Annotated in this window: 25 protein-coding genes; 15 read left to right on the forward strand and 10 right to left on the reverse strand. The window is 67.2% G+C overall.

Features of this window, described 5'->3' with window-relative positions; all coding sequences use genetic code 11:
- Positions 1 to 124 precede the first annotated feature (124 nt).
- The gene (locus ACT7B3_RS01945) at positions 125 to 1,918 is read left to right on the forward strand and encodes a single-stranded-DNA-specific exonuclease RecJ (protein WP_445158831.1); all 1,794 of its coding nucleotides are present in this window, start codon (positions 125 to 127) and stop codon (positions 1,916 to 1,918) included.
- Positions 1,919 to 2,030: 112 nt separating this feature from the next.
- Positions 2,031 to 2,648: a YitT family protein gene (locus ACT7B3_RS01950; RefSeq protein WP_444678565.1), complete on the forward strand. Its 618-nt coding sequence runs from the start codon at positions 2,031 to 2,033 to the stop codon at positions 2,646 to 2,648.
- A gap of 187 nt (positions 2,649 to 2,835) precedes the next feature.
- Here ACT7B3_RS01950 and ACT7B3_RS01955 read toward each other — a convergent pair whose 3' ends face one another.
- The 3 genes from ACT7B3_RS01955 to ACT7B3_RS01965 form a co-directional block, all read right to left on the reverse strand.
- The gene (locus tag ACT7B3_RS01955) at positions 2,836 to 3,255 is read right to left on the reverse strand and encodes a VOC family protein (protein WP_445156681.1); all 420 of its coding nucleotides are present in this window, start codon (positions 3,253 to 3,255) and stop codon (positions 2,836 to 2,838) included.
- 127 nt (positions 3,256 to 3,382) lie between these two features.
- A complete protein-coding gene (locus ACT7B3_RS01960) occupies positions 3,383 to 5,971 on the reverse strand; it encodes a heavy metal translocating P-type ATPase (protein ID WP_445156682.1) in 2,589 nt (862 codons plus the stop codon).
- Positions 5,968 to 6,417, reverse strand: coding sequence for a MerR family transcriptional regulator (locus tag ACT7B3_RS01965; protein WP_445156683.1), 450 nt, complete (start codon positions 6,415 to 6,417; stop codon positions 5,968 to 5,970). The genes ACT7B3_RS01960 and ACT7B3_RS01965 overlap by 4 nt, the downstream gene beginning before the upstream one ends.
- Positions 6,418 to 6,708: 291 nt before the next feature.
- Here ACT7B3_RS01965 and ACT7B3_RS01970 point away from each other — a divergent pair, with 291 nt between their 5' ends.
- The 8 genes from ACT7B3_RS01970 to ACT7B3_RS02005 all read left to right on the forward strand — a co-directional run bounded on the left by ACT7B3_RS01970 (position 6,709) and on the right by ACT7B3_RS02005 (position 14,586).
- Complete coding sequence (locus ACT7B3_RS01970; protein WP_445156684.1) at positions 6,709 to 8,055, forward strand: OmpP1/FadL family transporter; 1,347 nt, start codon at positions 6,709 to 6,711, stop codon at positions 8,053 to 8,055.
- Positions 8,056 to 8,235: 180 nt separating this feature from the next.
- Positions 8,236 to 9,334, forward strand: a protein-coding gene (prfB, locus tag ACT7B3_RS01975) for a peptide chain release factor 2 (RefSeq protein WP_445156685.1) whose coding sequence is annotated in 2 segments (ribosomal slippage) — positions 8,236 to 8,310 and positions 8,312 to 9,334 — 1,098 coding nt in all. Because the reading frame shifts where the segments join, the coding sequence is not laid out codon by codon here.
- A 96-nt stretch (positions 9,335 to 9,430) separates the two neighbouring features.
- A complete protein-coding gene (lysS, locus tag ACT7B3_RS01980; RefSeq protein WP_445156686.1) occupies positions 9,431 to 10,981 on the forward strand; it encodes a lysine--tRNA ligase in 1,551 nt (516 codons plus the stop codon).
- A gap of 91 nt (positions 10,982 to 11,072) precedes the next feature.
- Positions 11,073 to 11,459, forward strand: a complete 387-nt coding sequence (locus ACT7B3_RS01985) for a hypothetical protein (RefSeq protein ID WP_444678560.1) — start codon at positions 11,073 to 11,075, stop codon at positions 11,457 to 11,459.
- 68 nt (positions 11,460 to 11,527) lie between these two features.
- Positions 11,528 to 13,015: an MFS transporter gene (locus ACT7B3_RS01990; protein ID WP_445156687.1), complete on the forward strand. Its 1,488-nt coding sequence runs from the start codon at positions 11,528 to 11,530 to the stop codon at positions 13,013 to 13,015.
- The gene (locus ACT7B3_RS01995; protein WP_444679390.1) at positions 12,993 to 13,301 is read left to right on the forward strand and encodes a BolA family protein; all 309 of its coding nucleotides are present in this window, start codon (positions 12,993 to 12,995) and stop codon (positions 13,299 to 13,301) included. The genes ACT7B3_RS01990 and ACT7B3_RS01995 overlap by 23 nt, the downstream gene beginning before the upstream one ends.
- Positions 13,298 to 14,095: a hypothetical protein gene (locus ACT7B3_RS02000; protein WP_445156688.1), complete on the forward strand. Its 798-nt coding sequence runs from the start codon at positions 13,298 to 13,300 to the stop codon at positions 14,093 to 14,095. The genes ACT7B3_RS01995 and ACT7B3_RS02000 overlap by 4 nt, the downstream gene beginning before the upstream one ends.
- Positions 14,092 to 14,586, forward strand: a complete 495-nt coding sequence (locus ACT7B3_RS02005) for a GNAT family N-acetyltransferase (RefSeq protein WP_444678557.1) — start codon at positions 14,092 to 14,094, stop codon at positions 14,584 to 14,586. The genes ACT7B3_RS02000 and ACT7B3_RS02005 overlap by 4 nt, the downstream gene beginning before the upstream one ends.
- 13 nt (positions 14,587 to 14,599) lie before the next feature.
- Here the strand turns inward: ACT7B3_RS02005 and ACT7B3_RS02010 are convergent, their stop codons facing one another.
- Both ACT7B3_RS02010 and rsmD read right to left on the reverse strand, forming a co-directional pair.
- A complete protein-coding gene (locus ACT7B3_RS02010) occupies positions 14,600 to 14,794 on the reverse strand; it encodes a cell division protein ZapB (RefSeq protein WP_444678556.1) in 195 nt (64 codons plus the stop codon).
- A 118-nt stretch (positions 14,795 to 14,912) separates the two neighbouring features.
- On the reverse strand, positions 14,913 to 15,539 hold the full coding sequence (gene rsmD / locus ACT7B3_RS02015) for a 16S rRNA (guanine(966)-N(2))-methyltransferase RsmD (RefSeq protein WP_445156689.1): 627 nt from the start codon (positions 15,537 to 15,539) through the stop codon (positions 14,913 to 14,915).
- A gap of 89 nt (positions 15,540 to 15,628) precedes the next feature.
- Between rsmD and ftsY the strand changes: the two genes are divergently transcribed.
- The 4 genes from ftsY to rpoH all read left to right on the forward strand — a co-directional run bounded on the left by ftsY (position 15,629) and on the right by rpoH (position 19,629).
- Positions 15,629 to 16,987: a signal recognition particle-docking protein FtsY gene (gene ftsY / locus ACT7B3_RS02020; RefSeq protein WP_445156690.1), complete on the forward strand. Its 1,359-nt coding sequence runs from the start codon at positions 15,629 to 15,631 to the stop codon at positions 16,985 to 16,987.
- A complete protein-coding gene (gene ftsE, locus ACT7B3_RS02025; RefSeq protein ID WP_444678553.1) occupies positions 16,984 to 17,652 on the forward strand; it encodes a cell division ATP-binding protein FtsE in 669 nt (222 codons plus the stop codon). Before ftsY ends, ftsE begins: the two co-directional genes overlap by 4 nt.
- Positions 17,649 to 18,623: a permease-like cell division protein FtsX gene (ftsX, locus tag ACT7B3_RS02030; protein WP_445156691.1), complete on the forward strand. Its 975-nt coding sequence runs from the start codon at positions 17,649 to 17,651 to the stop codon at positions 18,621 to 18,623. Before ftsE ends, ftsX begins: the two co-directional genes overlap by 4 nt.
- 139 nt (positions 18,624 to 18,762) lie before the next feature.
- Entirely contained in the window at positions 18,763 to 19,629 is an 867-nt protein-coding gene (gene rpoH / locus ACT7B3_RS02035) for an RNA polymerase sigma factor RpoH (RefSeq protein ID WP_444678551.1), read from the forward strand.
- A gap of 65 nt (positions 19,630 to 19,694) precedes the next feature.
- On the opposite strand, the gene slmA is transcribed toward rpoH, so the two are convergent.
- The 5 genes from slmA to coaBC form a co-directional block, all read right to left on the reverse strand.
- Entirely contained in the window at positions 19,695 to 20,309 is a 615-nt protein-coding gene (slmA, locus tag ACT7B3_RS02040; protein ID WP_445156692.1) for a nucleoid occlusion factor SlmA, read from the reverse strand.
- Positions 20,310 to 20,381: 72 nt separating this feature from the next.
- Entirely contained in the window at positions 20,382 to 21,299 is a 918-nt protein-coding gene (argB, locus tag ACT7B3_RS02045; protein ID WP_444678550.1) for an acetylglutamate kinase, read from the reverse strand.
- 39 nt (positions 21,300 to 21,338) lie between these two features.
- Positions 21,339 to 22,736 carry a phosphomannomutase/phosphoglucomutase gene (locus ACT7B3_RS02050; protein WP_445156693.1) on the reverse strand — a complete coding sequence of 466 codons (1,398 nt, stop codon included), beginning with the start codon at positions 22,734 to 22,736 and terminating at the stop codon, positions 21,339 to 21,341.
- A 104-nt stretch (positions 22,737 to 22,840) separates the two neighbouring features.
- Positions 22,841 to 23,323 carry a dUTP diphosphatase gene (gene dut, locus ACT7B3_RS02055; protein ID WP_444678548.1) on the reverse strand — a complete coding sequence of 161 codons (483 nt, stop codon included), beginning with the start codon at positions 23,321 to 23,323 and terminating at the stop codon, positions 22,841 to 22,843.
- A gap of 27 nt (positions 23,324 to 23,350) precedes the next feature.
- Positions 23,351 to 24,616: a bifunctional phosphopantothenoylcysteine decarboxylase/phosphopantothenate--cysteine ligase CoaBC gene (gene coaBC, locus ACT7B3_RS02060; RefSeq protein WP_445156694.1), complete on the reverse strand. Its 1,266-nt coding sequence runs from the start codon at positions 24,614 to 24,616 to the stop codon at positions 23,351 to 23,353.
- A 145-nt stretch (positions 24,617 to 24,761) separates the two neighbouring features.
- Here coaBC and radC point away from each other — a divergent pair, with 145 nt between their 5' ends.
- Positions 24,762 to 25,436, forward strand: a complete 675-nt coding sequence (gene radC, locus ACT7B3_RS02065) for a RadC family protein (RefSeq protein ID WP_444678547.1) — start codon at positions 24,762 to 24,764, stop codon at positions 25,434 to 25,436.
- The last annotated feature ends 93 nt before the right edge of the window (positions 25,437 to 25,529 follow it).

Consider the following 25,529-nt stretch of genomic DNA (forward strand, 5'->3'; position numbering starts at 1 on the left):
CTACTTTTGCCATCCATGGCAAAAGACCCCCTCTTCGGCCTGTCCCCGGCGCCCTTCGCTCGGTACGCCGTTTCCATCGCCGTTTACCATCGGATGCGAACCAGAGGAGTCAGGCTTGGACGCCGTGACCGACCCCATCGACCTTCACGCTCGGCTCAAGCCGCGGCTGCTGTTGCGCCCACGCAACGAGGCACTCTACGCCCGGGCGCTCGCCGAAGGCCTGACCGAGCTGCAGGCCCGGGTGCTGGCCGGTCGCCTGGCCGGCTATGAGGGCGAGCTGGCGCCGCTGACCCAGCCCAGCCTGCGCTACCTCGAGCACCCGGAGCGCCTGGCCGACGGCCGCCGTGCCGCCGAGCGCATCGCCACCGCCGTGGCCGAGGGCGAGCACATCGGCATCCTCACCGACTATGACGTCGATGGCATCACCTCCCATGTGGTGATCCGGCGCACCCTGGTGGAGCTGTTCGGCGTGCCGGAGTCGCGCCTGCACAGCCTGATCGGCCATCGCATCCACGACGGTTACGGCATCAGCCTGCCCTTGGTAGAGCGTACGCTTGGCCTTTCGCCGCGGCCGAGCCTGGTGATCACCGCCGACTGCGGCAGCTCCGATGAGCCGCGCATCGCCCGGCTCAAGGCGGCCGGCATCGACGTGGTGGTGAGCGACCACCACGCCCTGCCGTTGGAAGGACCGCCGCCCTCGGCCCATGCCGTGGTAAACCCGACGCGAGACGACTGCCAGTATCCCGACCGTACCATCGCCGGTTGCATGGTGGCCTGGCTGGTGATGTCGCTGACGCGCAGCGTGCTGGTGGAGTGGGGTGTGATTCCCGCGGCGACGCCCAAGCTCTCCGCCTGGCTCTCCTACGTGGCGCTAGGCACCGTGGCCGACTGCGTGTCGCTGGGGGCGAGCCCGGCCAATCGCGCCGTGGTCAGTCACGGCCTGGCACTGATCAACCGCATGGAGGCTGCCTGCTGGCGTGCCATGGCGACCCGCTTGGGCGAAGACAGCGTGCCGTTCTCCGCCGAGACCCTGGCCTTCCAGATGGGACCGCGCATCAACGCCCGCTCGCGTCTCGACGACCCTTACGCGGCGCTGCACTTCATGCTGGCAGGGGATGACGCCACGGCGGTACGCCACCTGCAGACGCTGGACGAGGACAACCAGTCGCGCAAGGCGATCGAATCGGACATGGTCGAGGAGGCCCGCGCCCTGGCGCTGCCGCAGTTCGAGGCCGAGCTGCCGGCGCTGGTCGTCTACCTCGAAAACGGCCACCCCGGCGTGCAGGGCATCGTCGCCTCGCGGCTGGTGCAGGCCTTTGGCCGCCCGGCGCTGGTGCTCACTCCCGCCGTGGCGCCCGGTATGCTCACCGGCTCGGGGCGCTCCATCGAGGCGCTGCACCTGCGTGATGCCCTGCAGCGTGTCCACGAGCTGGCGCCCGCCGCGCTGCCGCGTTTCGGCGGGCATCGCGGGGCAGCCGGGGTGGGCGTGCCATTGGGCCAGCTCGAGGCGTTTCGTGCCGCCTTCCTGCAGGCGGTGGGCGAACAGCTGGGCGGCATTGCGCTGTTTCCGCACCTCTTCACCGACGGTGCGCTGCTGCCTGACCAGTTGCAGCTGCCCACCCTGCAAGAGCTGGAGGCGCTCGGGCCGTACGGGCGCGAATTCGATGCGCCGCTGTTCGAAGGGGAGTTCCTGATCGAGTCGCTGCGTCCGGTGGGGGCCGATGGCACCCACCTGTCGATGACGCTATCGGCGGGAGTGGCCAGCCTCAAAGCGATCTGGTTTCGTGCCCTGGCGGCCGGCGAGCTGCCGACCTTCGGCGTGGGGGACCGCCTGCGCTGCGCCTACCGGCTGAGCCGCAACCGCTGGCGGGGGCGGGAGTCGCTGCAGCTGATGCTCGAGCATGGCGAGGCCCCTTAGCGTGGCGGCGGGTCGGATCGCAAAAAGGCGAGCTTGATCAAAGCGCTGGTGCAGGCCGGCCGCTACACTGGCGCCGACTCTGTCGTCATCTTTCTTGCCAAGGACCTTCGTCATGGATCCCAACGTGCTGCCCACCGACCCTCATCGCCCCTACGAGGACGTGATGGCTATGCTGGTGGGCACGCTGTTCGTCGCCCTGGGGGTGGCCTTCTACACCCAGGCGCTGCTGCTCACCGGCAGTACCGCCGGCATGGCCTTCCTGCTGCAGTACGCCACCGGGTGGCGCTTCGGCGTGTGGTTCTTCCTGATCAACCTGCCGTTCTACTACCTGGCGGTAAAGCGCATGGGCTGGTCGTTCACCCTGCGGACCTTCGCGGCCATCGCCCTGGTGTCGCTGTTCTCCGAGCTGACCGGCAAGTGGGTCAGCTTCGACAGTCTCAACCCGCTCTACGCCTCGCTGATGGGTGGCAGCCTGATCGGCATCGGTATGCTGGTGCTGTTTCGCCACCGCACCAGCCTTGGCGGCATCAACATCCTGGCGCTCTACCTGCAGGGCCGCTACGGCCTGCGTGCTGGCTACGTGCAGCTTGGCATCGATGGGCTGATCATGCTGGCAGCATTGCTGGTACTGCCAGCCGACCGGGTGGGGCTGTCGGTGCTGGGGGCCGTGGCGCTGAACCTGATCATTGCCCTGAACCACAAGCCAGGCCGCTATATGGGCGTGAGCTGAAAAGTGGCTGTGCTCGCCCATATGGCGTTAAAAATCGGCTTAAAGTGCTCATTTACACACACGTAAACTCCGCCTTTGCGCCGATTTTTGCCTTGCGACCCACATGGATGTGGGAAGTGCGTTGGCCCGTCGGAACGGGCCTAGCCCTGGCCTTCGCTCGCCGATTTTTCGGTGGGCATGGCTCTTGTCAGTAGTTGGGCCAGACACCGGGCGTCGCCAGCTCGATCAGGTGGCCGTCGGGGTCGCGGAAATAGAGACTCTTGCCGCCGCGGGGCCAGTGGGTGCGCCCCTCGATGGCCACGCCGTGGTCGTCGAGCTGGCGCTCCCAGGTGGCCAGCTCGTCGGCGGCGATGGCGAAGGCGAGATGCACCCGCCCCCGGCCGTTATGGGGCGGAATGGTGCCCATCTCCTTGGGCAGCACCACGGTTTCCAGCGTCTCGCCCTGCAGGAAAAGCAGCAGCACGGTGTTGGCACCCGCGTCGTAGGCGGTGAAACGGTGGTCGGCGTTGAAGGGCTCAAGACCCATCACGCCTTCGAAGAAGACCCGCGCTCGATCCATGTCGTCAACGTAGAGTGCGGTCTCCAGTACGCCGTCGAGACTGGGCATGGCGTTCTCTCCTTCTGCCGTATGCCTTCAGCGTAGCAGCTGCTTGGACGTACCTGTCAGCGGCGCCCCCAGAACCACCAGACGATGGCGATGATGAGGGCCAGGCCTGCAAGATTGACGAGCCAGCTCATGACAAGGCCTCCTTCGCTGCGGCCGGGGGCGCGTCGCGCCCCGACCGGGTGTCTCCACGGGTCTTGAGCCAGCGCAGCCGGTTGGCATTGCTGACTACGGTGATCGACGAGAGCGACATGGCCGCCCCGGCGATCATCGGCGACAGCAGCGCTCCGGTGAAGGGGTAGAGCACGCCTGCGGCAATGGGGATGCACAGTGTGTTGTAGCCGAAGGCGCCGACCAGGTTCTGCTTGATGTTGCGCAGTGTCATGCGGCTGATCTCGATGGCATCGGCGATGCCGTGCAGGGAGCTGCGCATCAGCGTGATGCCGGCGCTCTCGATGGCCACGTCGGTGCCCTGGCCGATGGCGAAGCCGACGTTGGCCCGGGCCAGCGCCGGTGCGTCGTTGATACCGTCGCCCACCATGCCGACGACCTCCCCGGCCTGCTGCAGGCGCTCGATCTCGGCGTGCTTGTCCTCGGGCAGCAGCCCGGCGCGGAAGTCATCGATGCCCACCTCGCGGGCGATGGCGGCCGCGGTGTGGGCGTTGTCGCCGGTGAGCATCACTACCTTGAGGCCATCGGCCTGGAGCCGCTTGACCGCCTCCACGGTGTCGGCCCGCAGCGGGTCGCTGATGCCGAACAGGGCGGCCAGCCGGCCGGCCACGCCGAGGTAGACCACCGTGCGCGCCTGCTTCTCGAGCCTTTCTGCCAGCTCGGCCCCCGTCGTGAGGTCGATGCCGGCCTGCTCCAGCAGCCGCGCATTGCCCAGCAGCAGCGCCTCGCCGTTCGGCCCCGCGGCCTTGACGCCGCCGCCGGTGATGCTGTCGAAGTCACGAATGCTCGCGGCCTCGGCGCCCGCCTGCTCGGCGTATGCCAGCAGCGCCGCGGCCAGGGGGTGCTCCGAACCCTGCTCCAGCGCCGCGACCAGGCCGAGCAGCGCCGCAGGCTCACCTTCCACAACATGGGCCTCGGTCACGCTGGGCTTGCCCATGGTCAGGGTGCCAGTCTTGTCCACCACCAGCGTGGTGAGTCGGCTGGCGGTCTGCAGGGCTTCGCCGCTGCGCACCAGCACGCCGTGTTCGGCGGCCTTGCCCACGCCGATCATGGTCGAAATCGGCGTGGCCAGGCCCAGGGCGCAAGGGCAGGCGATGATCAGCACCGTGGTGGCGGTCACCAGCATGTGGATGACTCGCGGCTCGGCGCCGAAGTTGAACCATGCCAAGGCCGTGAGCACCGCGATGATCATCACCGTCGGCACGAAGATGCTCGATACCTTGTCGGCGAGCTCGCCGATGGGGGGGCGTGAGTTCTGCGCCAGGGCCACCTGCTCGGTAATCTGCCCGAGGCGAGTGTCGGCCCCCACGCGGGTGGCGCGATAGATCAGGCCGCCGCGGCCGTTCACCGTGCCGGCGTTGACCTCGTCGCCCTCGGCCTTGGCTACCGGTAGCGGCTCGCCGGTGAGCATGGATTCGTCGATATGGCTGGCGCCGCTGGTCACAAGGCCGTCGACCGGCAGGCGTTCGCCGGGGCGTACGCGGATATGATCGCCCTGGCGCACCTCTTCGATGGGCATTTCTCGCTCATCGCCGTTGCGAATGACACGCGCCGTGCGGCTCTGCAGGTCAAGCAGGCGCTTGAGCGCCTCGCTGGTACGGCCGCGGGCCTTCAGCTCCAGGGCGTTGCCCAGCAGCACCAGGCCGATGATCATCGCCGAGGCTTCGAAGTAGATGCCGTGTGCCACCGCCGGCAGCCAGGGGGCAAAGGCCACCACTGCCATGGAGTAGAGCCAGGCGGTGCCGGTGCCCATGGCGATCAGCGAGTCCATGTTGGCCTGGTGGTGCTTGAGATTCTTCCAGGCGTTGACGAAGAAGTGCCGACCAGGGCCCATCAGGATGGCTAGCGTCAGCAGCCCGATGACTAGCCAGTAGAGGCGCCCCATCCCCACGGGGTGGGGATGGTAGAGGAACATGCTGGCCATCAGCGGCACGGCCAGGGCCAGCGACCAGGCGCTTCCCCGCAGCCGGCTGCGGTAGGTTTCGGCGTCCTTGGCGCTGCGCGCCGCCTCGGCCTGGCGCAGGTCGACGATGGGCTCGGCGTCGTAGCCGGCGGCCTGCACCGCCTGCACCAGGGCGCCGGCTGGGGCACTGCCGTACACCTGGGCGATGCGCGTACCGAAATTGACGCTGGCCGTGGCCACACCAGGGGTTCGCTCGAGCGCTTGCTGCACGCTCTTCACGCAGCTGGCGCAGGTCATGCCCGAGATGGCCAGGCGATGCGTTCGCGTATCGTTGTCGGCGGCCGAAGCGGCAGAGAGCGCCGGGGTAGGCTGTGCTACGGATTCATTCCGGGCCGTTTCGGTAAGTTCCGGCAGGACCAGTGCGGCTGCCTCGCCGGTGCCCTCGGCCGCAGGATAGCCGGCCTCTGCCAGTACGTGGTCGAGGGTTGCTTCGTCCAGTGCCGTGGAAACGGCCAGGCGCTTCTCGGCGGGGAAGCCGACCACCTCGGCGTCCGCGTCACGAGCCTGGATCGCTTCGCGCATGCGCTTCACGCAGCCTTGGCAGCTCATGCCGGGCACTTGGCGCTGCAGGGTGCGAGGGATCATGAGCGGGTCTCCTTGGCGATGTGGCCACAGGTGGGGTGGGAGGCATCGGGGAAGCTCTCGATCAGGCGACACAGACTATGCCCGTCGGGCGTGCCATCGGGCATTTCGGCCCAGGCCGTCAGCGCCTGCTCCATGCGTGCTGCCAGTGCCTCCAATTCGCGAATTCGAGCGCGGATCTGCGGCAGCCGGCTGGCAAGCAGGTCGCGCACCATGGGGCAGGGGGAGTCGCCCTGGTCGGCATGGGCCAGGATGTCGCTGATCTCGGCGACGCTGAAGCCCAGCGTACGGGCACGCTGGATGAAGCGCAGCCGCTCCAGGTCGGCATGATCGTAAAGCTGGTAGCCGTTGTCAGGGTCCCGCACCGGGTGGAGCAGGCCTTCGCGGGTATAGTGGCGCACCGTCTCGGCGGTGACCTCCGCCTGCCGCGCCAGTTCGCTGACCTTCATGGCGGGTTTCCTCAAGGTTCCGTTTGCGATGAGTGTAAAACCTGTGGGTTACACATAGGTCAAGTCGGCTGTCGGCCCTGTTGATCGGCGTTGTGTATCCAGCGAAGCGCCTTAAGTTCAGTCCCTTGCGGCTACATATGACCAAAGTATTAGCCTTTCCCGCCATAAAACGAACGTTTGCCCTTGATCCGAACGGTCGTTTTGCCCAAAACTGGCTTTGCTGACCTGTGCCCCTTGCTAGGGGCCGATAACATTCAATGCCAGCCGGGGCTGGATAGAGGACGCCGAGACATGCACAACAAGTTCAATAAGCTCACCTGGGCAGTGGCCGTCGCTGCCGCCGCATTTGCCAGCCAGGCCAATGCGGGCGGCTACCAGATCAACGAGCAGAGCGTCAGCGGCCAGGGCTACGGCCACGCCGGGCGGAGCTCCAACGTCAACGACGCCACCATTGTCTTCGGCAACCCGGCCGGGATGTCCTTCCTGGATCGCGCGCAACTCACCGCTGGTGGGACCTACCTGAACGTCAGTACCGATATCAATAATGCTTCAGCCACACGCAATGGCGTGCCGGTTCATACTGACGGAACAGCGGAAGGTGATATCGTTCCGGGCACCTTGGTTCCCTTCGCTTTCTATGCTCACCCAGTTAATCAGCAACTGGCCTTCGGCTTCGGTGTCTATGCGCCGTTTGGTTCCAAAACGGACTATGAGGACACCTTCGTAGGACGCAATCTTGGTAACTACACCGAGCTGCGTGTCATCAGCGCTCAGCCGACCGTTTCCTATCGCTTCAATGACCAATGGGCCGTGGGTGCTGGCATTACCTATAACCGCGTTGAGGGGGAGCTGCATCGGCAGGTTCCTGCGCCAATTTTGGGGTTTCGCCAAGATCTCAACGGCATTGGCCCAGTCGGAACAGAAGAGTTGGATGCCCGGGTTCAAGGTGATGACGATGGCTGGGGTTACAACCTCGGTGTAATATTCCAGCCGATGCCTGAAACCACCATTGGGCTGACCTATCGTTCAAAAGTGAGTTATACCTTGGAAGGCGATTATCATGCGCGCCAAGATAATGGTGAGATTTATGTTAATCCGGTCACAGGGCAGCGTCAGGAGCGAGATGCTCAACTTGATTTGACGACACCTGAAACGATTAACTTGTCGGTTACCCAACAAATGAGTGACCGTCTCAAATTGATGGCTGGCGCTTCCTGGACACGCTGGAATCGATTTGATGAAATTCGTGTAGTTGATCCCAACGATCCCGGCGGTGACCCGATTACCCTTGAGCAGCAGGATTACACAAATGCTTGGGCCTATGCGCTGGGCGGAGAATACCAGCTCAATCCGCAGCTGGCCCTGCGCGCCGGTGTGACTCTCGACTTCACACCCACCAGCGATCAATTCCGCAGTGCGCGGATTCCCTCGGACGATCGCCGCATCTTCTCCGTAGGTGCGGGTTGGAGCCCCACTGACGATCTCACGCTGGACTTTGCCTACTCCTACCTGTCCGAGCGCAGCACCCATGTGGATCAGCTTCGCCGGGATGCTGGTGGGCTCATCACTTCCACCTACACTGCCGACTACAAGAACGAAGCCCATGGCTTCGGCGCCCAGCTGACCTATCGTTTCTAGGCGATTTGTCAGCGTAGCGACCTGGAACCCGGCCACGGCCGGGTTCCTTGCGTCGAGCGGTTGACGGATGCGGCCCGGCATCAGGTTCGCTACAATACTACCCCTTTGCGTGGCGCCCGGGCTTATGGCCCCCACGGCGCCGCGCTGGCACTTTCCCAAGCGAACCAGGCGAGCGAGCCCATGCTGGAAACCAATCCCATTCATAACCTCATCAAGGACCTGTCCGAGCGGACAGACGTCCTGAGGGGGTATCTTTGACTATGCCGAACGCAAGGATCGGCTAGAGGAAGTCTCCCGCGAGCTGGAAGACCCTAACGTCTGGAACGACCCCGACTACGCGCAGAAGCTCGGCAAGGAGCGCGCGTCGCTCGAGCTGGTGGTCGAGACCATCGATGAGCTCGACCAGGGCCTGGCGGACAGCCGCGACCTGCTCGAACTGGCCGAGATGGAAGAGGACGAGGACACCGTCGCCGAGGTGCAGAAGGAACTCGACGGCCTGCAGGCAAGCCTCGAGAAGCTCGAGTTCCGGCGCATGTTCTCGGGCGAGATGGACGCCAACAACGCCTATCTCGACATCCAGGCCGGTTCCGGCGGCACCGAGGCCCAGGACTGGGCCAACATCCTGCTGCGCATGTACCTGCGCTGGTGCGAGCACCACGGCTTCAAGGCCGAGATCGTCGAGGTTTCGGCCGGTGAGGTGGCAGGCATCAAGTCGGCCACGGTGCACGTGCAGGGCGACCATGCCTTCGGCTGGCTGCGTACCGAGACCGGCGTGCATCGCCTGGTGCGCAAGAGCCCGTTCGACTCGGGCGGCCGTCGCCACACCTCGTTTGCGTCGGTGTTCCTGTCGCCCGAGGTGGACGACAACTTCGAGGTCGAGATCAACCCGGCTGACCTGCGCACGGATACCTACCGCTCCAGCGGCGCCGGCGGCCAGCATGTCAACACCACCGATTCGGCGGTGCGTATCACCCACGTGCCTACCGGCATCGTGGTGGCCTGCCAGAGCCAGCGCAGCCAGCACGCCAACCGCGACTTCGCCATGAAGCAGCTCAAGGCGAAGCTGTGGGAGCACGAGATGCAGAAGCGCAACGCCGCCAAGCAGGAGGCGGAGGATGCCAAGGCCGATATCGGCTGGGGCAGCCAGATCCGCTCCTACGTGCTCGACGACCAGCGCATCAAGGACCTGCGTACCGGCGTCCAGACCAGCAACTGCGACAAGGTGCTGGACGGCGACCTTGATGCCTTCATCGAAGCCAGCTTGAAGCAAGGCTTGTAGCCACGAGCCTCGGGCCCCGGCCGCGAGCGGTTTCCACCCGCTTGCGGCCGAGGTGCGTGGTTCGTCGTACGTAGCGAATTCCCAACAGGTAACGACATGGCCAACCAGAGCTCTTCCCCGGACAGCCCCCAGATCGACGAGAACCGCCTGATCGCCGAGCGGCGGGCCAAGCTGGCGGCGCGCCGCGAGCGCGCCGTCGCCACAGGCGGCAGCGCCTTCCCCAATGACTTTCGCCGCGACAGCCTGGCGGCCGAGCTGATCGACGAACTGGGCGAGAAGGACAAGGAAGAGCTCGAGGCGCTCGCCCGCCCTGCAGCGGTGGCCGGGCGCATCATGCGCAAGCGCGGGCCTTTCCTGGTGATCCAGGACCCCAGCGGCATGATCCAGCTCTACGTCGACAAGCAGGGGTTGGCGGAGGAGACGCTCGAGGAGATCAAGGGCTGGGACATCGGTGACATCGTCGCGGCCCGCGGCCCGGTGCACAAGTCGGGCAAGGGCGACCTCTACGTGATGATGCAGGAGGCCCGGCTGCTGACCAAGAGCCTGCGCCCGCTGCCGGACAAGTTCCACGGCCTGACCGACCTGGAGGCACGCTATCGCCAGCGCTACGTCGACCTGATCATGAACCCCGATTCGCGCCAGGTGTTCGCCACCCGTGCCGGGGTGATCAGCGCCATGCGTCGCTTCTTCGAGGAGCGCGGCTTCATGGAGGTGGAAACCCCCATGCTGCAGCCGATTCCCGGCGGTGCCACTGCGCGGCCCTTCATCACCCACCACAATGCGCTGGACATCGACATGTACCTGCGCATCGCGCCGGAGCTCTACCTCAAGCGCCTGGTGGTGGGCGGCTTCGAGAAGGTCTTCGAGATCAACCGCAACTTCCGTAACGAGGGGCTCTCGACTCGCCACAACCCCGAGTTCACCATGGTCGAGTTCTACCAGGCCCATGCCAACCACCATGACCTGATGGACCTCACCGAGGAGATGCTGCGCACCATCGCGCTCAAGGTGCTGGGCACCACTACCGTGGTCAACACCGTGCGCAACGCCGAGGGCGAGGTGCTCGAGAGCTACGAGTATGACTTTGGCAAGCCGCTCAAGCGCATCAGCGTGTTCGACTCGATCCTCGAGTACAACCCGGACATCCACGCCGAGGCCCTGGCCGACGAGGCCGCCGCGCGGCAGATCGCCGAGCGGCTCGACATCGACGTCAAGGACGGCTGGGGCCTGGGCAAGATCCAGATCGAGATTTTCGAGAAGACCGTCGAGCATCGCCTCAAGGCTCCGACTTTCATCACCGATTACCCCACCGAGGTGAGCCCGCTGGCGCGGCGCAACGACAGCAACCCGTTCGTCACCGAGCGCTTCGAGTTCTTCGTCGGCGGGCGCGAGATCGCCAATGGCTTCTCGGAGCTCAACGACGCCGAGGACCAGGCCGAGCGCTTCCGCGCCCAGGCGGCAGAGAAGGAGGCCGGCGACCTCGAGGCGATGTACTACGACGCCGACTACGTGCGCGCGCTGGAGTATGGCATGCCGCCCACCGCCGGTGAGGGCATCGGCATCGACCGCCTGGTGATGCTGTTCACCGACAGCGCCTCGATTCGGGATGTGTTGCTGTTCCCGGCCATGCGCCCTGAGGTGGAGTGAAGGGGCTGCGCAGTGCTGTTGGGCGGAAGTATTGGTAAGCGGCGGCACTAGCGCCCATAATGATCACCGTTTCGACGTCGAGGAGACCGCGATGAAACTGCTCAACCGCTCCGCCCTGAGCGTCAGGCCGACCCGGCACTTCGTGGACTGGATCAACGCACTCGAACCCACGATGGGGGATGACGACCTCACCCTGGCCGACGTCGAACGTGAAAGCACGGTCTATCTGATTCCCGAGATGGATACCCCGGAAGCCCTGGAAGCCTTCGTGCGCGAACGTTACCTCGAGATCCTCGAGACCGAGCTGCGCGCCTGGGAAGAGGACGAGCGGCAGTGGCCCGAAAGCGTCGACTGGGCGCTGTTCCAGCGCTTCTTGCAGGTCGAGCATAGCTATCTCGCCATCGACCTGGACGACGAAACGGCGCTGGAGATCTCGGAAGTCGACGACTCCCTGCTGCTGGAGACGGATCAGGACTGACCTCCCTCCGCTGACACGCTACGAGAACCGGCTGCGGCCGGTTTTCTCGTTACGGACCAAGACACGACATGAGCCGACTCTTTTCGACGCGCCCCGGCGATGACGGCCTGCCGGGACCCGAGCGACGCCTGGCGGTGCTGGCGCTGATCCTCGGAACCCTGATGGCGGTGGTCGATGTCACCATGATCAACATCGCCCTGCCTTCCATCGCCCGCGACCTGGATGTCTCCGCCGCGCGAGCGGTGTGGGTCACCAACCTCTACCAGATCGTCTGTGCCGCCTTCCTGCTGGTGTGCGCTTCCTTCAGCGAGATGGTCAGCCGACGGCGGCTCTACGTGGCCGGGCTGGCGCTGTTCGTGCTTGCCTCGCTGGGGGCGGCGCTGGCGCGCAGCCTGGAGTGGCTGCTGGTGTTTCGTGCCCTGCAGGGGCTCGGGGCGGCGGCCACCTTGTCCATCGGCCCGTCGCTCTACCGCTCGATCTTCCCCACCCGGCTGCTGGGCAGTGCGCTGGGGCTCTCCGCCCTGGTGGTGGCAGGTGGCTATGCGGCCGGCCCGGCCCTGGGTGGGCTGGTGCTGTCGGTGCTCAGCTGGCCGTGGCTGTTTGCGCTGCATTTGCCGCTTGGGCTGGTCTCGCTGTGGCTGGCCTGGCGGGCACTGCCGCGGGAGACGGGCCGGCGCGGTGGTTTCGACGGGCGCGGGGCGCTGGGTTCGGTAATCATGCTGGGCAGCTTCTTCCTTGCCATGGACACCTTGGGGCACGCGGCGCCGCTATGGCAGTCGCTGGCCTGGCTGGCGCTCAGCGTGGTCTCGGGGGCGCTGTTTCTGCGCCGCCAGCGCCGCGCCAGCCATCCGCTGCTGCCGCCCCGGCTGTTCCAGGTGGCACGTTTCCGCTTGGCGGTTTCGGCCTCGGGCCTGGCCTTTGTTGGCCAGGGGCTGGCCTTTGTTGCCCTGACCTTCCTCTTCCAGCAGGAGATGGGGCTCTCGCCGCTGCACACCGCCTGGCTGTTCACGCCCTGGCCGGTGGCCATCATGCTGGTCGGGCCCATGGCCGGGCGCCTGGCCGACCGCGTCAACCCCAGCGTCATGGCCAGCCTCGGGCTGGTGCTGCTGATGCTGGGCCTCGCCTCGCTAGCCCTGCTGCCGCCTGGCGCCGGGCTGCTCGACAGCCTGTGGCGCATGGCTCTGTGCGGCATCGGCTTCGGCCTGTTCCAGCCGCCCAACAACCGCGAGATGATGACCAGCGCGCCCCGCGAACTGAGCACCAGCGCCTCGGGTGTGCTCAGCACCACGCGTACGGTGGGCCAGTCGCTGGGCGTGGCGCTGGTGGGCGCCTTTCTGGCCGCCAGCGCACCGGTGCAGATGACGCTGTGGATCGGCTGCTTCGCCTGCCTGCTGGCGCTGTTGGCCAGCCTGGCACGCATGCCGCTGGCGGGAGCGGCCCAGGGTCACGGTCAGCCATCGGCGGCTGCGCCGCCGGAGCAAGGCGCCGAGCAACAGGGTACAATGGCAGCTCACCCCCTTTCGAGGAGCCCCCATGAGCATCCAGGCCGACATTGAACAGAAGCTTCAGGCCCTCGAGCCCACCCATGTCACGGTGGAGAACGAGAGTCATCGTCACGCGGTGCCGCCCAATTCGGAGACTCACTTCAAGGTCACTGTGGTCTCGGCGCATTTCCACGGGCTGATGCCGGTCAAGCGCCACCAGCGCCTTTATGCTCTGTTGGCCGACGAACTGGCGGGACCGGTGCATGCCCTGGCGCTGCACCTCTACACTCCGCAGGAGTGGGAAGCACGCGCGGAAGGCCGCCCCGACTCCCCGGACTGTCGCGGCGCCAAGGCGTGACCCCGGAGCCTCAGCGCCTGCAGTACCTGGAGGCGATGGGGGTCACGGCCTGGGTGGCGCGCTACCAGCTGCCCAATGCCCGTCCCTCCGAGACCTGCGAATGGGAGTTGCCCGAGCCGGGGGACACGTCACCCCCCGCAGAGCGGCTGCATGCGCTGATCGACGAGGTGGCGCCTGCAGTGCGCCCGTCCACCTCCGCTGCGTCGGTTGCTCCGCCACCCGCGGCGGGCCGGGTCCGCCAGCTGCTGGGTATGACGGTGGCCGAAGGCAAGGAAAGCACCGAGCAGGACGTGGCACCGGCGGCGGATACCTCGCCAATGGCCTCGCAGGAGCCGCTGCGCTTCAGCCTGCAGGTGGCCTGCCTGGAAGGGCGCTGGCTGGTGCTGCTGCCGGGGCTGGCCGCGGTCAGCGAGGAAAACGTTAGGCTACTGTGCAACCTGCTGGCGGCAGCTGGCATCACGACGCATGACGGGCCCGACTTCCACTGGCTGCGCTGGCCGCCGGTAGAGGGGCTGGCGGTCAATGACCCGCTGGAAGAGGCCGCCGATGGCCTGCGCGCCTTCATTGCAGGCGCGGCTCGCCAGGCGTGGTCGCCTGAGCGGGTGCTGGTGTTCGGTCGGCATGAGCTGATCGACCCCCTGCTGGGCCTTTCGGCGGGGCGCTGCGAGCTGCTGGAGCTGCCTGGCTGGCAGGGGCCGTCGCTGGACGTGCTGGCGGCGAGCGCCGAGGCCAAGCGCGCCCTGTGGCCGACCCTGCTGGAATGGCGTCGCACCTGGCGCGGGGAGGCGGGGTGACGTCCGCGGCGGGCGCGCTTCGCCTGGCCCCGCTGGGCCTAGATGACCTGGATCGCCTGGCAGAACTGGAGCAGTGCCAGCCGCGGCCCTGGACGCGCGCCCAACTGGCGGCCGCTCTGGCCGATCCGGCCTGCTGGGTGGCGGGAGGGGCGGTGGAAAAGGAGGGCGAGCAGGCGCTGGTCGCCTACGCCGTCGTTGCTCGCCTGCCCTTCGAAGCCGAGCTGCAGATGCTGCTGGTCCATCCGGCCTGGCGTCGGCGCGGCCTGGCGGTCGTGCTGCTGGAAGCGCTGATCGAAGAGGCCGGACGCTGGGGAAGCGAGCGGCTGCTGCTGGAGGTCCGGGCCGGCAACCGTGCGGCTCTGGCCCTGTACCGCCAGGCGGGGTTCATCGAAGAGGGGCGGCGCAAGGGCTATTACCCGGCGCTGCCCGCCGCGGCGGGCGAGGCCGGCACGACCCGAGAGGATGCCGTGCTGATGTCGCGCCGACTGTGAACGCTGCGCCGGCTCAGTTGACCGGGCTGGCTTCCACTTCGTCGAACTTGTCCAGCAGGGCGGAGAGACGACGCTCCCACTCCTCGCGCTCTTGCTTGAGGCGCGCATTTTCCTCACGCAGCTCTTCCGCCTCCATCTTCAGCAACTCAAGTGCTTCGACGGCGCTGGCAACTTTCTGTTCGAGCCGATTGAAGAGTTCGGTGCTCATCCTGTTCTCCTGAAATGCGACCTGCCGGGCGGGCCCCTGCCCACCGCTGATACCCGTTGCGCAGCGTAACGCCGGGGGCTGCGCCTGGGCAAGCGTCGGCGCAGCCCAGGGCCGCTTTTTAACCGGCGGTGCGGCGGTAGAGCCGGCCGGTGCTGTCCCCGGCACGTACTTCACGATGCAGCTGCCAGGTGGTGGGAACTGCCACGGTCAGCTCGGACTCCGTTTCCAGGTAAACGTAGGCCTCGTCGGTCAACCAGCCCTGCTCCAACGCCAGGCAGCAGGGTTCGGCCAGGCCCTGGCGAAAGGGAGGGTCGAGGAAAGCCAGGGTGAACGGGCTGGCCGGTGGCGGGGCAGTGAGAAAGGCGAGGGCGTCGGCGACTTGCACGCGCCCACGCAGGGTGGCGCCCAGTGCTTCCAGGTTGGCGCCGAGTGCCTCGGCGACACGGGGGTCGCGCTCGACGAACGTCGCCGAGGCGGCGCCGCGCGATAGCGCTTCCAGCCCCAGGGCTCCGGTGCCGGCGAACAGGTCGAGCACGCAGGCGCCGGGTGTATCCAGCGCCAGCCAGTTGAACAGGGTCTCGCGGACCCGGTCCGGAGTGGGGCGCAGCCCCGGGCTGTCGAGTACCGGCAGCAGGCGTCGACGAAACTCCCCGCCGATGATGCGCAGGCGTCCGCCGCCCTGGGAGCGTGAAGGCGCGGGCAAGTGTCGTGAAGCGCGAGAGGAGGAGGTGCGGCGGCGTGTCATGGGCGGAATTGTACCTGTCGCCTTGTCCACAGTCATGATGCGCGGTGTTAGGATGTAGCCATCATTCACCCGCGAGGCTGAATCCCCCCATGTTCGGTTTTTTCAAGCGCAACAAGAAGCAGCAGGAAGAGCAGCAGGGCGAGCTGAAGGATCAGCTGCCGACGCAGCCCGAAGAGCCGCCCGCAGAAGAGGAGGCGAGCGAGGGCCGACCCGCTGAGCAAAGCTCGGCCGGGGTAATGACCGCTGAGCAGGCCGACCGCGAACCGGCTCCCGCTGAACCGGATGTGGTCGATACCCCGCGTCCCGAGGAGCGGGCCATGGCTGGCCCCGCGGCGGACGAGGTGCATGCGTGCTCCGAGTCCTTCGACGAAGTCGACCGGGAGGAGGAAAACGCGGTACTGCGCGAGGAGGCGCTGGCCCCCGAAGCCACCGAGCCTGAGCCAGCCCCCGAACCTGAACCCGCTCGCACGCCGCTGCAGGAGAAGCCGGTTGCCGAGAAGAAGGGCTGGTTCGCCCGCATTCGTGCGGGCTTGGGCAAGACCCGCGCCAACCTGACCGAGGGGGTCGCCGGGCTCTTCCTCGGCAAGAAGCAGATCGACGACGAGCTGATCGAGGATCTCGAGACCCAACTGCTGATGGCCGACGTGGGCATCGAGGCCACCACCGAGATCATCGATCGGCTTGCCGATCGCGTCTCGCGCAAGGAGCTCAAGGACCCCCAGGCGCTCTACCGCGCCCTGCAGGACGAACTCACCACCATGCTCGACGCCGTTGCCATGCCGCTGGCGCTGCCGGCCAAGGGCGAGGGACCTTTCGTCATCCTCGTGGTCGGCGTCAATGGGGTGGGCAAGACCACCACCATCGGCAAGCTGACCCAGCGCTTCCAGCGCGAGGGACGCAGCGTGATGCTGGCGGCGGGCGATACCTTCCGTGCCGCTGCGGTGGAGCAGCTCAAGGTGTGGGGCGAGCGCAACAAGGTGCCGGTCATCGCCCAGCACACCGGGGCCGACAGCGCCTCGGTGATCTACGACGCCGTGGCGGCGGCCAAGGCACGCAAGATCGACGTGCTGATCGCCGATACCGCCGGCCGCCTGCACAACAAGGGGCACCTGATGGAGGAGCTCAAGAAGGTGCACCGGGTGATGGGCAAGCTCGACGGCAGCGCGCCGCACGAGGTGATGCTGGTGCTCGACGCCGGCACCGGGCAGAACGCGCTGGCCCAGGCCAGCACCTTCAACGAGGCGGTGCCGGTCACCGGCATCACCCTGACCAAGCTCGACGGCACCGCCAAGGGCGGCATCATCTTCGCCCTGGCCAAGCAGCTCGGTACGCCGATCCGCTACATCGGGGTGGGCGAGGGGCTGGACGATCTGCGTCCCTTCGCGGCGCGCGACTTCGTCGACGCCCTATTTGATCAGGAAGAAGAGCGCGACGCTGCCTCGTCATGATCGTCTTCGACCACGTGGGGAAGCGCTACGGCGGGCGCTTCGAGGCGCTGGCCAACCTCGACTTTCGCGTCGGCCGCGGTGAGATGGTCTTCCTGACCGGCCATTCGGGCGCCGGCAAGAGCTCCCTGCTGCGCCTGATCATGCTGCTCGAGCGGCCGACCCGGGGGCGGGTGCTGGTCGCCGGCCACGACATCGGCCGCCTGCATGCCAGCCAGGTGCCGTTCTACCGCCGTCAGATCGGCGTGGTATTCCAGGATCACCAGCTGCTGTTCGACCGCTCGATCTTCCACAACGTGGCGCTGCCGCTGGAGATCCGCGGCGTCGACCCGCGTGAGGCGGCGCGTCGGGCGCGTGCGGCGCTGGACAAGGTAGGCCTGCTGCATCGGGAGAAGGCGCTGCCCATCGAGCTCTCCGGCGGCGAACAGCAGCGGGTCGGCATCGCTCGGGCGGTAGTCAACAAGCCCTCCCTGCTGCTGGCCGATGAGCCCACCGGCAACCTCGACCCGCAGCTCTCCGCCGACATCATGGCGCTGTTCGAGGACTTCAACCGCATTGGCACCACAGTGATGATCGCCAGCCATGACCTGGCGCTGATCGCCCGGCTTCGCCATCGCGTACTGCGCCTGCGGGCGGGGCGCCTGGTGGCCGACGAGGAGGCTGCATGAGCCGCCAGCCGTCAGCCCCGCCGCGGGGCGCGCGGGCGCAGCACACCCCCTCGTCGAACCGTTTCCGCGGCTGGCTGCGCCACCACCGCGCCATGTGCGTCGATAGCGCTCGCCGCCTCTTGCGTCGCCCGATCGGCAGCCTGCTCACCATGCTGGCCATCGCCATTGCCCTGGTGCTGCCCGCGGCGCTGTGGCTAACGCTGGACGGGGCCCGGCTGCTCGACGCCGAGCTGACCGAGAGCGCTACCCTGACGCTTTACCTGGTGCACGACGCCGGCGAAGCTCAGGCCGGGCGCATCGAGGAGGCCGTGGCGGCTCACGAGGGCGTGGCGCGTACCCGGCTGATCAGCGCTGCCGAGGGCATGGCGGAGTTCCAGCAGGCGCTGGGCCTGGCCGACGCCCTGGGGCGGCTCGAGGATAACCCGCTGCCGGCCAGCATCGTGGTGGTGCCGGAGGATCCGGGCCCCGCGGCGGTGCGTGCGCTGGCGGGCGAGCTGGAGCGACTGGCCGGCGTCGATGAGGTGCGCCTGGACCTGGCCTGGATCGAACGGCTGCGCCACCTTGCCGAGCTAGGGCGGCGCCTGGCACTGGCGCTGGCGGTGCTGTTCGGCCTGGGGGTGCTGCTGGTGGTAGGCAACACCATTCGCCTGGCGGTGGAGAGCCGGCGCCAGGAGATCGAGGTGGTGATGCTGATCGGCGCCACTCATGCCTTCGTGCGCCGCCCGTTCCTCTACAGCGGGGCCTGGTACGGCCTCGGCGGCGGCCTGCTCGCCTGGGGGCTGCTCAGCCTTGGCAATCTCTGGCTGGCGCTACCTGTCAGCGACCTTGCCGCCAGCTACGGCGCCACCTATGAACTACCCCAGCTGGGCCCCTGGGGCTCGGCAACGCTGCTTGCGTGCAGTACACTATTGGGCTGGCTGGGGGCCTGGATCGCCGTGAGTCGCCATCTTGCCGAGGTGCGGCCACGCTAGCCGACAACGGCACCGGTGCGCTGGTGCCGGGCCGAAGTATCAGCCAAGCTAGTCAGGAAAGACGGAACATTTTCATGCTTTGCCGCTCTAACCGGGCGAAGCAATGGCGCATAACTGGGTTTCAAGGGAGACAACCTGCATGAGCACCAGTCTTCTGCCGGTGGGCCAACTTTCACCGGGTCACGACCTCAACGGCTATCTCCAGGCGGTGAACAGCATCCCGATGCTGAGCGCCGAGGAGGAGCGCGAGCTCGCCTTCCGCTTGCACGATGAGGGTGACCTGGAAGCTGCGCGCCGCCTGGTGCTGTCACACCTGCGCTTCGTGGTGCACATCGCCCGCAGCTACTCCGGCTATGGGCTGCCCCAGGCCGATCTCATCCAGGAAGGCAACGTAGGCCTGATGAAGGCGGTCAAGCGCTTCGACCCCAATCAGGGCGTGCGCCTGGTCTCCTTTGCCGTGCACTGGATCAAGGCCGAGATCCACGAGTTCGTGCTGCGCAACTGGCGCATCGTCAAGATTGCCACCACCAAGGCTCAGCGCAAGCTGTTCTTCAACCTGCGTAGCGCCAAGAAGCGGCTGGCCTGGCTGAACAACGACGAGGTCGACGCCATCGCCCGCGATCTTGACGTCAAGCCCGAAGTAGTGCGCGAGATGGAAGGGCGCCTGGCGGCCCACGACGCCGGCTTCGATGCCGCGCCGAGTGACGACGAGGATTCCGCCTACCAGGCGCCGATCCACTACCTGGACGATGCCGGCGCCGACCCGGCGACCCAGCTCGAGGACAGCGACTGGGAGGACGACGCCAGCCGTCGGCTGCAGCTGGCGCTGGAGGCCCTCGACGAGCGTTCGCGCGATATTCTGCGCCAGCGCTGGCTGGCCGATGAGAAGGCCACCTTGCACGAGCTGGCCGACGTGTATGGCGTCTCCGCCGAGCGTATTCGCCAGCTCGAGAAGAATGCCATGAAGAAGATTCGCCAGCAGCTCGGCGATACCCTGGCTGCCTGAGCGCCGCGCTGGCGCTCACCTGGCGTACACATGGAAGCCCTGGCCTCTGCCAGGGCTTCTTGCGTTCAAGCGATTCTGGCGGTGGGTTCGCGCAGCAGCTGGCCAGCCAGCAGGCCCCACTGATCGTCCCAGTGCTCGGTGGGGCGGCGCTGGAAGTCGCTGCGCACGTACTGCGAAATGCGGCCTTCCGCCACGGCCATCAGCAGGTTGGCGGCCGCCGGTACCGGCAGGGTGGGGCGCCGCCCCTCGCGCAGTTCCGCTTCGCGCAGCACCTGCTTGAGCTGGGTCTCGAGGCGCTCGAAGAGCTGATGGATGCGCAGCCGCAGGCGAGCGGTCTCGCCGGTCAGCACGTCGCCGCCGAGCAGGCGGGAGAGGCCTGGGTTCTTCTCGGCGAAGGCCAGCAGCAGGGTGAGGATCTGCGCACAGCGCGGCACGGCGTGGGGAGTGTCGTCGAGGATGCGCGTGATGCGCTCGAACAGGGTCTCCTCGATGAAGGCGATGAGGTCTTCATACATGCGGGCCTTGCTCGGGAAGTGGCGGTAGAGCGCCGCTTCGGAAACCCCTACCTGGCGCGCCAGGGCGGCAATGGTGATGCGCTTGCCGCTGTCCTCCTCCAGCATCAGGGCGAGCGCCTGCAGGATCTGCTCGCGCCGGTGAGTCGTTGGTGTTGCCTGCGTCATGTCGAGTGATCTTTTCGTTATCGTGATGTCGTCAAGACGGCCCGCCGGGCGACAGCCGCGGCGGACCTGGCGTCAGGGCGTGTTTCCTTCCTGGTCGGCGTCGGTGATCAGGGTGCCGACGCCGGCATTGGTGAAGATCTCCAGCAGGGTGGCGTGGGCCACGCGGCCGTCGATGATATGTGCGCTCTTGACGCCACCCTTGACGGCCTCCAGGGCGCAGCGGATCTTCGGCAGCATGCCGCCATGGATGGTGCCGTCGGCAATCAGGCCGTCGACCTGAGCAGTGGTGAGCCCGGTGAGCACCTCGCCCTCGGCGTTCATCAGGCCGGCCACGTTGGTCAGCAGCATCAGTTTCTCCGCCCCCAGCGCCTCGGCGACCTTGCCGGCCACCAGGTCGGCGTTGATGTTGTAGCTGTTGCCCTTGGCATCGACGCCGATCGGGGCGATCACCGGGATGAAGTCGCGCTCGGCGAGCATCTCGATCAGCTCGGTGGAGACATGCTCCACCTCGCCGACGTGGCCGATGTCGATGATCTCGGGGGCGGTCATCTCCGGCGTCTGGTGCTCGACCTTGAGCTGGCGCGCGCGAATTTGGGCGCCGTCCTTGCCGGTCAGGCCGATCGCCTTGCCACCGCACTGGTTGATCAGGTTGACGATCTCCTTGTTGACCAGCCCACCCAGCACCATCTCCACCACGTCCATGGTCTGCGAGTCGGTGACCCGCATGCCGTTGACGAAGCGCGACTCGATCTTGAGCTTGGCCAGCAGGTCGCCGATCTGCGGGCCGCCGCCATGCACCACCACCGGGTTGATGCCCACTTCCTTCATCAGCACCATATTGCGGGCGAAGGAGTCGATCAGGGTGTCTTCGGTCATGGCATTGCCGCCGTACTTGACGACGACGGTCTTGCCAGAAAAGCGCTGGATGTAGGGAAGCGCCTCGGAGAGCACTTCCACCACCAGCCGCGGATCACGAGTCGTATCGGTCATGGTCCTTCCTTAAAGGAGCAGAACGGTAGGGCGCTGCCGTCAGCTCGGCAGCGTCAACGCCGGGTCGACCTGCTGTAGGGCCTCGGCGAAACGGTTGCGAATACGGTCCAGGGCGGCATCGCTCTTGCCTTCGAAGCGCAGCACCAGCACCGGGGTGGTGTTGGAGGCGCGGCACAGCCCCCAGCCGTCGGGATAGTCGACGCGGATGCCGTCGAGGGTGGTCTTGATGCCCTCGTCGCCGAAGTCGCCCTCGCGGGCCAGCTTCGCCACCAGGTCGAACTTGTTCTCGTCGGTCACCTGGACGTTGATCTCCGGCGTGCCGATGTCCTGCGGGTAGCGGGCGAAGAAGGCGTCGGCATCGACCTCCTGCTTCGACAGGATCTCGAGCAGCCGGGCGGCCCCGTACAGGCCGTCGTCGAAGCCGTACCAGCGCTCCTTGAAGAAGATGTGGCCGCTCATCTCGCCGGCGAGCTGGGCGCCGGTCTCCTTCATGCGCGCCTTGATCAGCGAATGGCCGGTGCGCCACATCTCCGGCGTGCCGCCCGCTTCCTCGACCACGCGGGCCAGGTTGCCGGTGCACTTGACGTCGAAGATCACCCGGGCGCCGGGGTTGCGAGAGAGCATGTCCTCGGCGAAGGCCATCATCAGGTGGTCGGGGTAGATCAGCTGGCCGCTTGGCGTCACCACGCCCAGGCGGTCGCCGTCGCCGTCGAAGGCCAGGCCGATGTCGGCACCGGTCTCCTTTACCGCGCGCATCACGTCCTGCAGGTTCTCCACCTTGCCGGGGTCGGGGTGATGGTTGGGGAAATTGCCGTCGATCTCGGCGAACAGCGGGATCATCTCGGCGCCGAGCCGTTCGATCAGCTTGGGGCCCAGCTCGCCGGCCACGCCGTTGCCGCAGTCGACCACCGCCTTGAGCGGGCGCTCCAGCTTGACGTCGCCAAGGATGCGCTCGAGATAGGCGTCGCGCACGTCCTCCTGGCGAACCTGGCCCTGGCCTTCGCTCAGGTCGCCGGTCTCGATGCGGCGGTACAGCGCGGTGATCGCCTCGCCGGACAGCGTCTCGCCGGCCAGCACGATCTTGAAGCCGTTGTAGTCGGGCGGGTTGTGGCTGCCGGTGACCATCACGCCGGAGGCGGTGCCGTCGAGCAGATGGGTGGCGAAATAGAGTACCGGGGTGGGCACCATGCCGATGTCGATTACGTCGCGTCCGGCGGCGGTCAGGCCGCGCATCAGCGCTTCGCTCAGCCGCGGCCCGGAGAGGCGCCCGTCGCGGGCCACCACTACGGTGGTTTCGCCGCGAGCGGCGGCCTCGGAGCCGATGGCGCGGCCGATCAGCTCGACCGCTTCCTCGGTCAAGGTGTCGTCGACGATGCCGCGGATGTCGTAGGCGCGGAAGATGGAGGCCGGGACGCTGCTGTTCGTGACTTGGCTCATGGCGGTTCCTTGTCAGACAGAATTGGTAGGTCGGTTGGGGTCAGGTTGCGGACACGGCCGCCCGGCTGCGGGTCCTTGAGGCGGGCGGCATGATGTGCGGGGCCTTACTGGCGGCCCGAGCTGCCGAAGCCGCCTTCGCCGCGCAGGCTGGCCGTGAAGCTGTCGACGACGTCGAGCTCGGCCTGCACCACGGGCACCAGCACATATTGCGCCAGGCGCTCGAAAGGCTCCAGTGTGAAGGGGGAGTCGCTGCGGTTCCAGGCGGAGATCATCAGCTCGCCTTGGTAGTCGGAGTCGATCAGTCCCACCAGGTTGCCCAGCACGATGCCGTGCTTATGGCCCAGGCCCGAGCGCGGCAGGATCAGGCCGGCCAGTCCCGGGTCGCCGATATGCACGGCGAGCCCGGTGCGGATCAGCTCGCACTGGCCGGGAGCCAGCGTCAGCGGCGCGTCGAGCAGGGCACGCAGGTCCATGCCGGCGGAGCCCTGGGTAGCATAGCCGGGCAGGTAGTCGCGCATGCGCTCGTCGAGCAGCTTGACCTCGAGGCGAGGACGGGCGGTTGGCAGGGCGTGTCGGGACTCGGGCATGGGGATTCCGTTGTGTTCAGGTCGAAGTCAGTGGGTGTGGCGGCTCGGCAGGCGGCTCAGGGCGCGCTCGATCACGGCGTCGGCCAGCCGGCGCTTGGGCTGGGGCGGCAGGCTTTCGCCACCCTCGCCATCGCCGTCGCGCCAGAGCAGCAGGGCTGCGTTGTCGTCCGACCCGAAGCCGAGCCCTGCGCTGGAGACGTCGTTGGCGACGATCATGTCGAGCCGCTTGCGCGCGAGCTTGTCGCGGGCGTAGGCCTCCAGGTCACGGGTCTCGGCAGCGAAGCCCACCACGAAGGGGCGTCCAGTGGCGGCATCGCGCCGGCTGGCCACCTCGGCGATGATGTCGGGGTTCTTGACCAGCCTGAGCGTCAGCCCTTCGTCGTCGTCACGCTTCTTGAGCTTGTGCTCGGCCGGCGCCTCGGCGCGGTAGTCGGCCACCGCCGCACAGCCGATGAAGAGGTCGCAGTCGTCCAGCAGGCGCAGGCTCGCCTCGTGCATTTGCCGCGCCGTTTCCACGTCCAGCCGCTCGACGCCCGCCGGGGTGGCGAGCGCGACCGGGCCACATATCAGCGTGACGCGGGCGCCGCGTTGCACCGCAGCGTCCGCCAGGGCGAAGCCCATCTTGCCGGAACTGTGGTTGGAGAGGTAACGCACCGGATCCAGCGGCTCGCGGGTGGGGCCTGCGGTGATCACCACGTGCAGGCCCTGGGCGGTGGCCTCCTGCGCCAAAGCGGCGGGCGACGGCAGCAGCTCGGCCACGATGGCCTCGGGCTCGAGCATGCGGCCCGGGCCCACGTCGCCGCAGGCCTGGTCGCCGCTGTCGGGCCCCAGCAGCCGCCAGCCGTCCTGCGCCAGGCGGGTGGCGTTGCGCTGGGTGGCGGGGTGGCGCCACATGGCCTGGTTCATGGCCGGCGCCAGCACCTTCTCGGCCTCGCTGGCCAGGCACAGGGTGGTGAGCAGGTCATCGGCCATGCCTTGGGCCATGCGCGCCATCAGGTCGGCCGTGGCGGGGGCGATGACGATGGTATCGGCCCAGCGGGCCAGTTCGATATGGCCCATGCCGGCTTCGGCTTCCGGGTCGAGCAGCGAGGTGCGCACCGGCTCGCCGGTAAGCGCCTGCAGCGTCAGCGGGGTGATGAAAGCCTGGGCGCCTTCGGTCATGACCACGCGAACCTCGCACCCCGCCTGCTTGAGCAGACGAGCGAGCTGGGCGCTCTTGTAGGCGGCAATGCCGGCGCTGATGCCGAGCAGAATGCGCCGTCCGGCGCTTCGGTTGCTTGTAAGCGTGGCCATGCTGAAATCCTGAACTCTAACCGACCGCCTACCTTACCATCGCCCCGCCGCGTGCGCAGCCGAAGGCTTCTACGGCAAAGGGTTTGACTGGATTGTAACAATGCGTGACGCTTGGCTCGCAAGGGGGCGTGGCAAGGAGTCAAGCATGTCGATTCGTGACTGGCCCGAGGGCGAGCGCCCGCGGGAAAAGCTGCTGGCGCTGGGGCCCGAGGCGCTTTCGGATGCCGAGCTGCTGGCGATCTTCCTGCGGGTGGGCGTGGCCGGGCGCTCGGCGGTGGACCTGGCCCGCGACCTGCTGAACGCCTTCGGCGGCCTGCGCCCGCTGCTCGAGGCCGACCAGGCGCGCTTCTGCGCTGAACGCGGGCTGGGCACGGCCAAGTTCGTCCAGCTCCAGGCGACTCTGGAGCTCTCCAAGCGCCACCTTGCCGCGCAATTGGCACGCGGCAATGCGCTGACCTCGCCCGCCCTGGTGCGCGCCTACCTGGCGACCCAGCTGCGCCATCTGGGCCATGAGGAGTTCGCCGCGCTGTTCCTCGACACCCAGCATCGGGTGATCCGCTTCGAGTCGCTGTTTCGCGGCACGCTGGACAGTGCCTCGGTCTATCCGCGCGAGGTGGCGCGCCGTGCCCTGGAGCTGGGCGCCGGAGCGATCATCTTTGCCCACAACCACCCCTCCGGCGTGGCCGAGCCCTCCGATGCCGACCGGCGCATCACCGAGCGGCTGCGCGAGGCGCTCGCGCTGTTCGAGATCCGCGTGCTGGATCACTTCGTCGTCGGTGACGGGGAGGTCGTTTCCTTCGCCGAAAGAGGGTGGATCTAGGTAGGAATCGGCTGAGCTCGGCCATGCATGGCCAACCCCGGTCCTGCAAGCGAAGCAGGGCAAATGTAGTGTCCAAGGATGAATTCGCAGCGC

This window comes from Halomonas sp. E14, assembly GCF_052568415.1.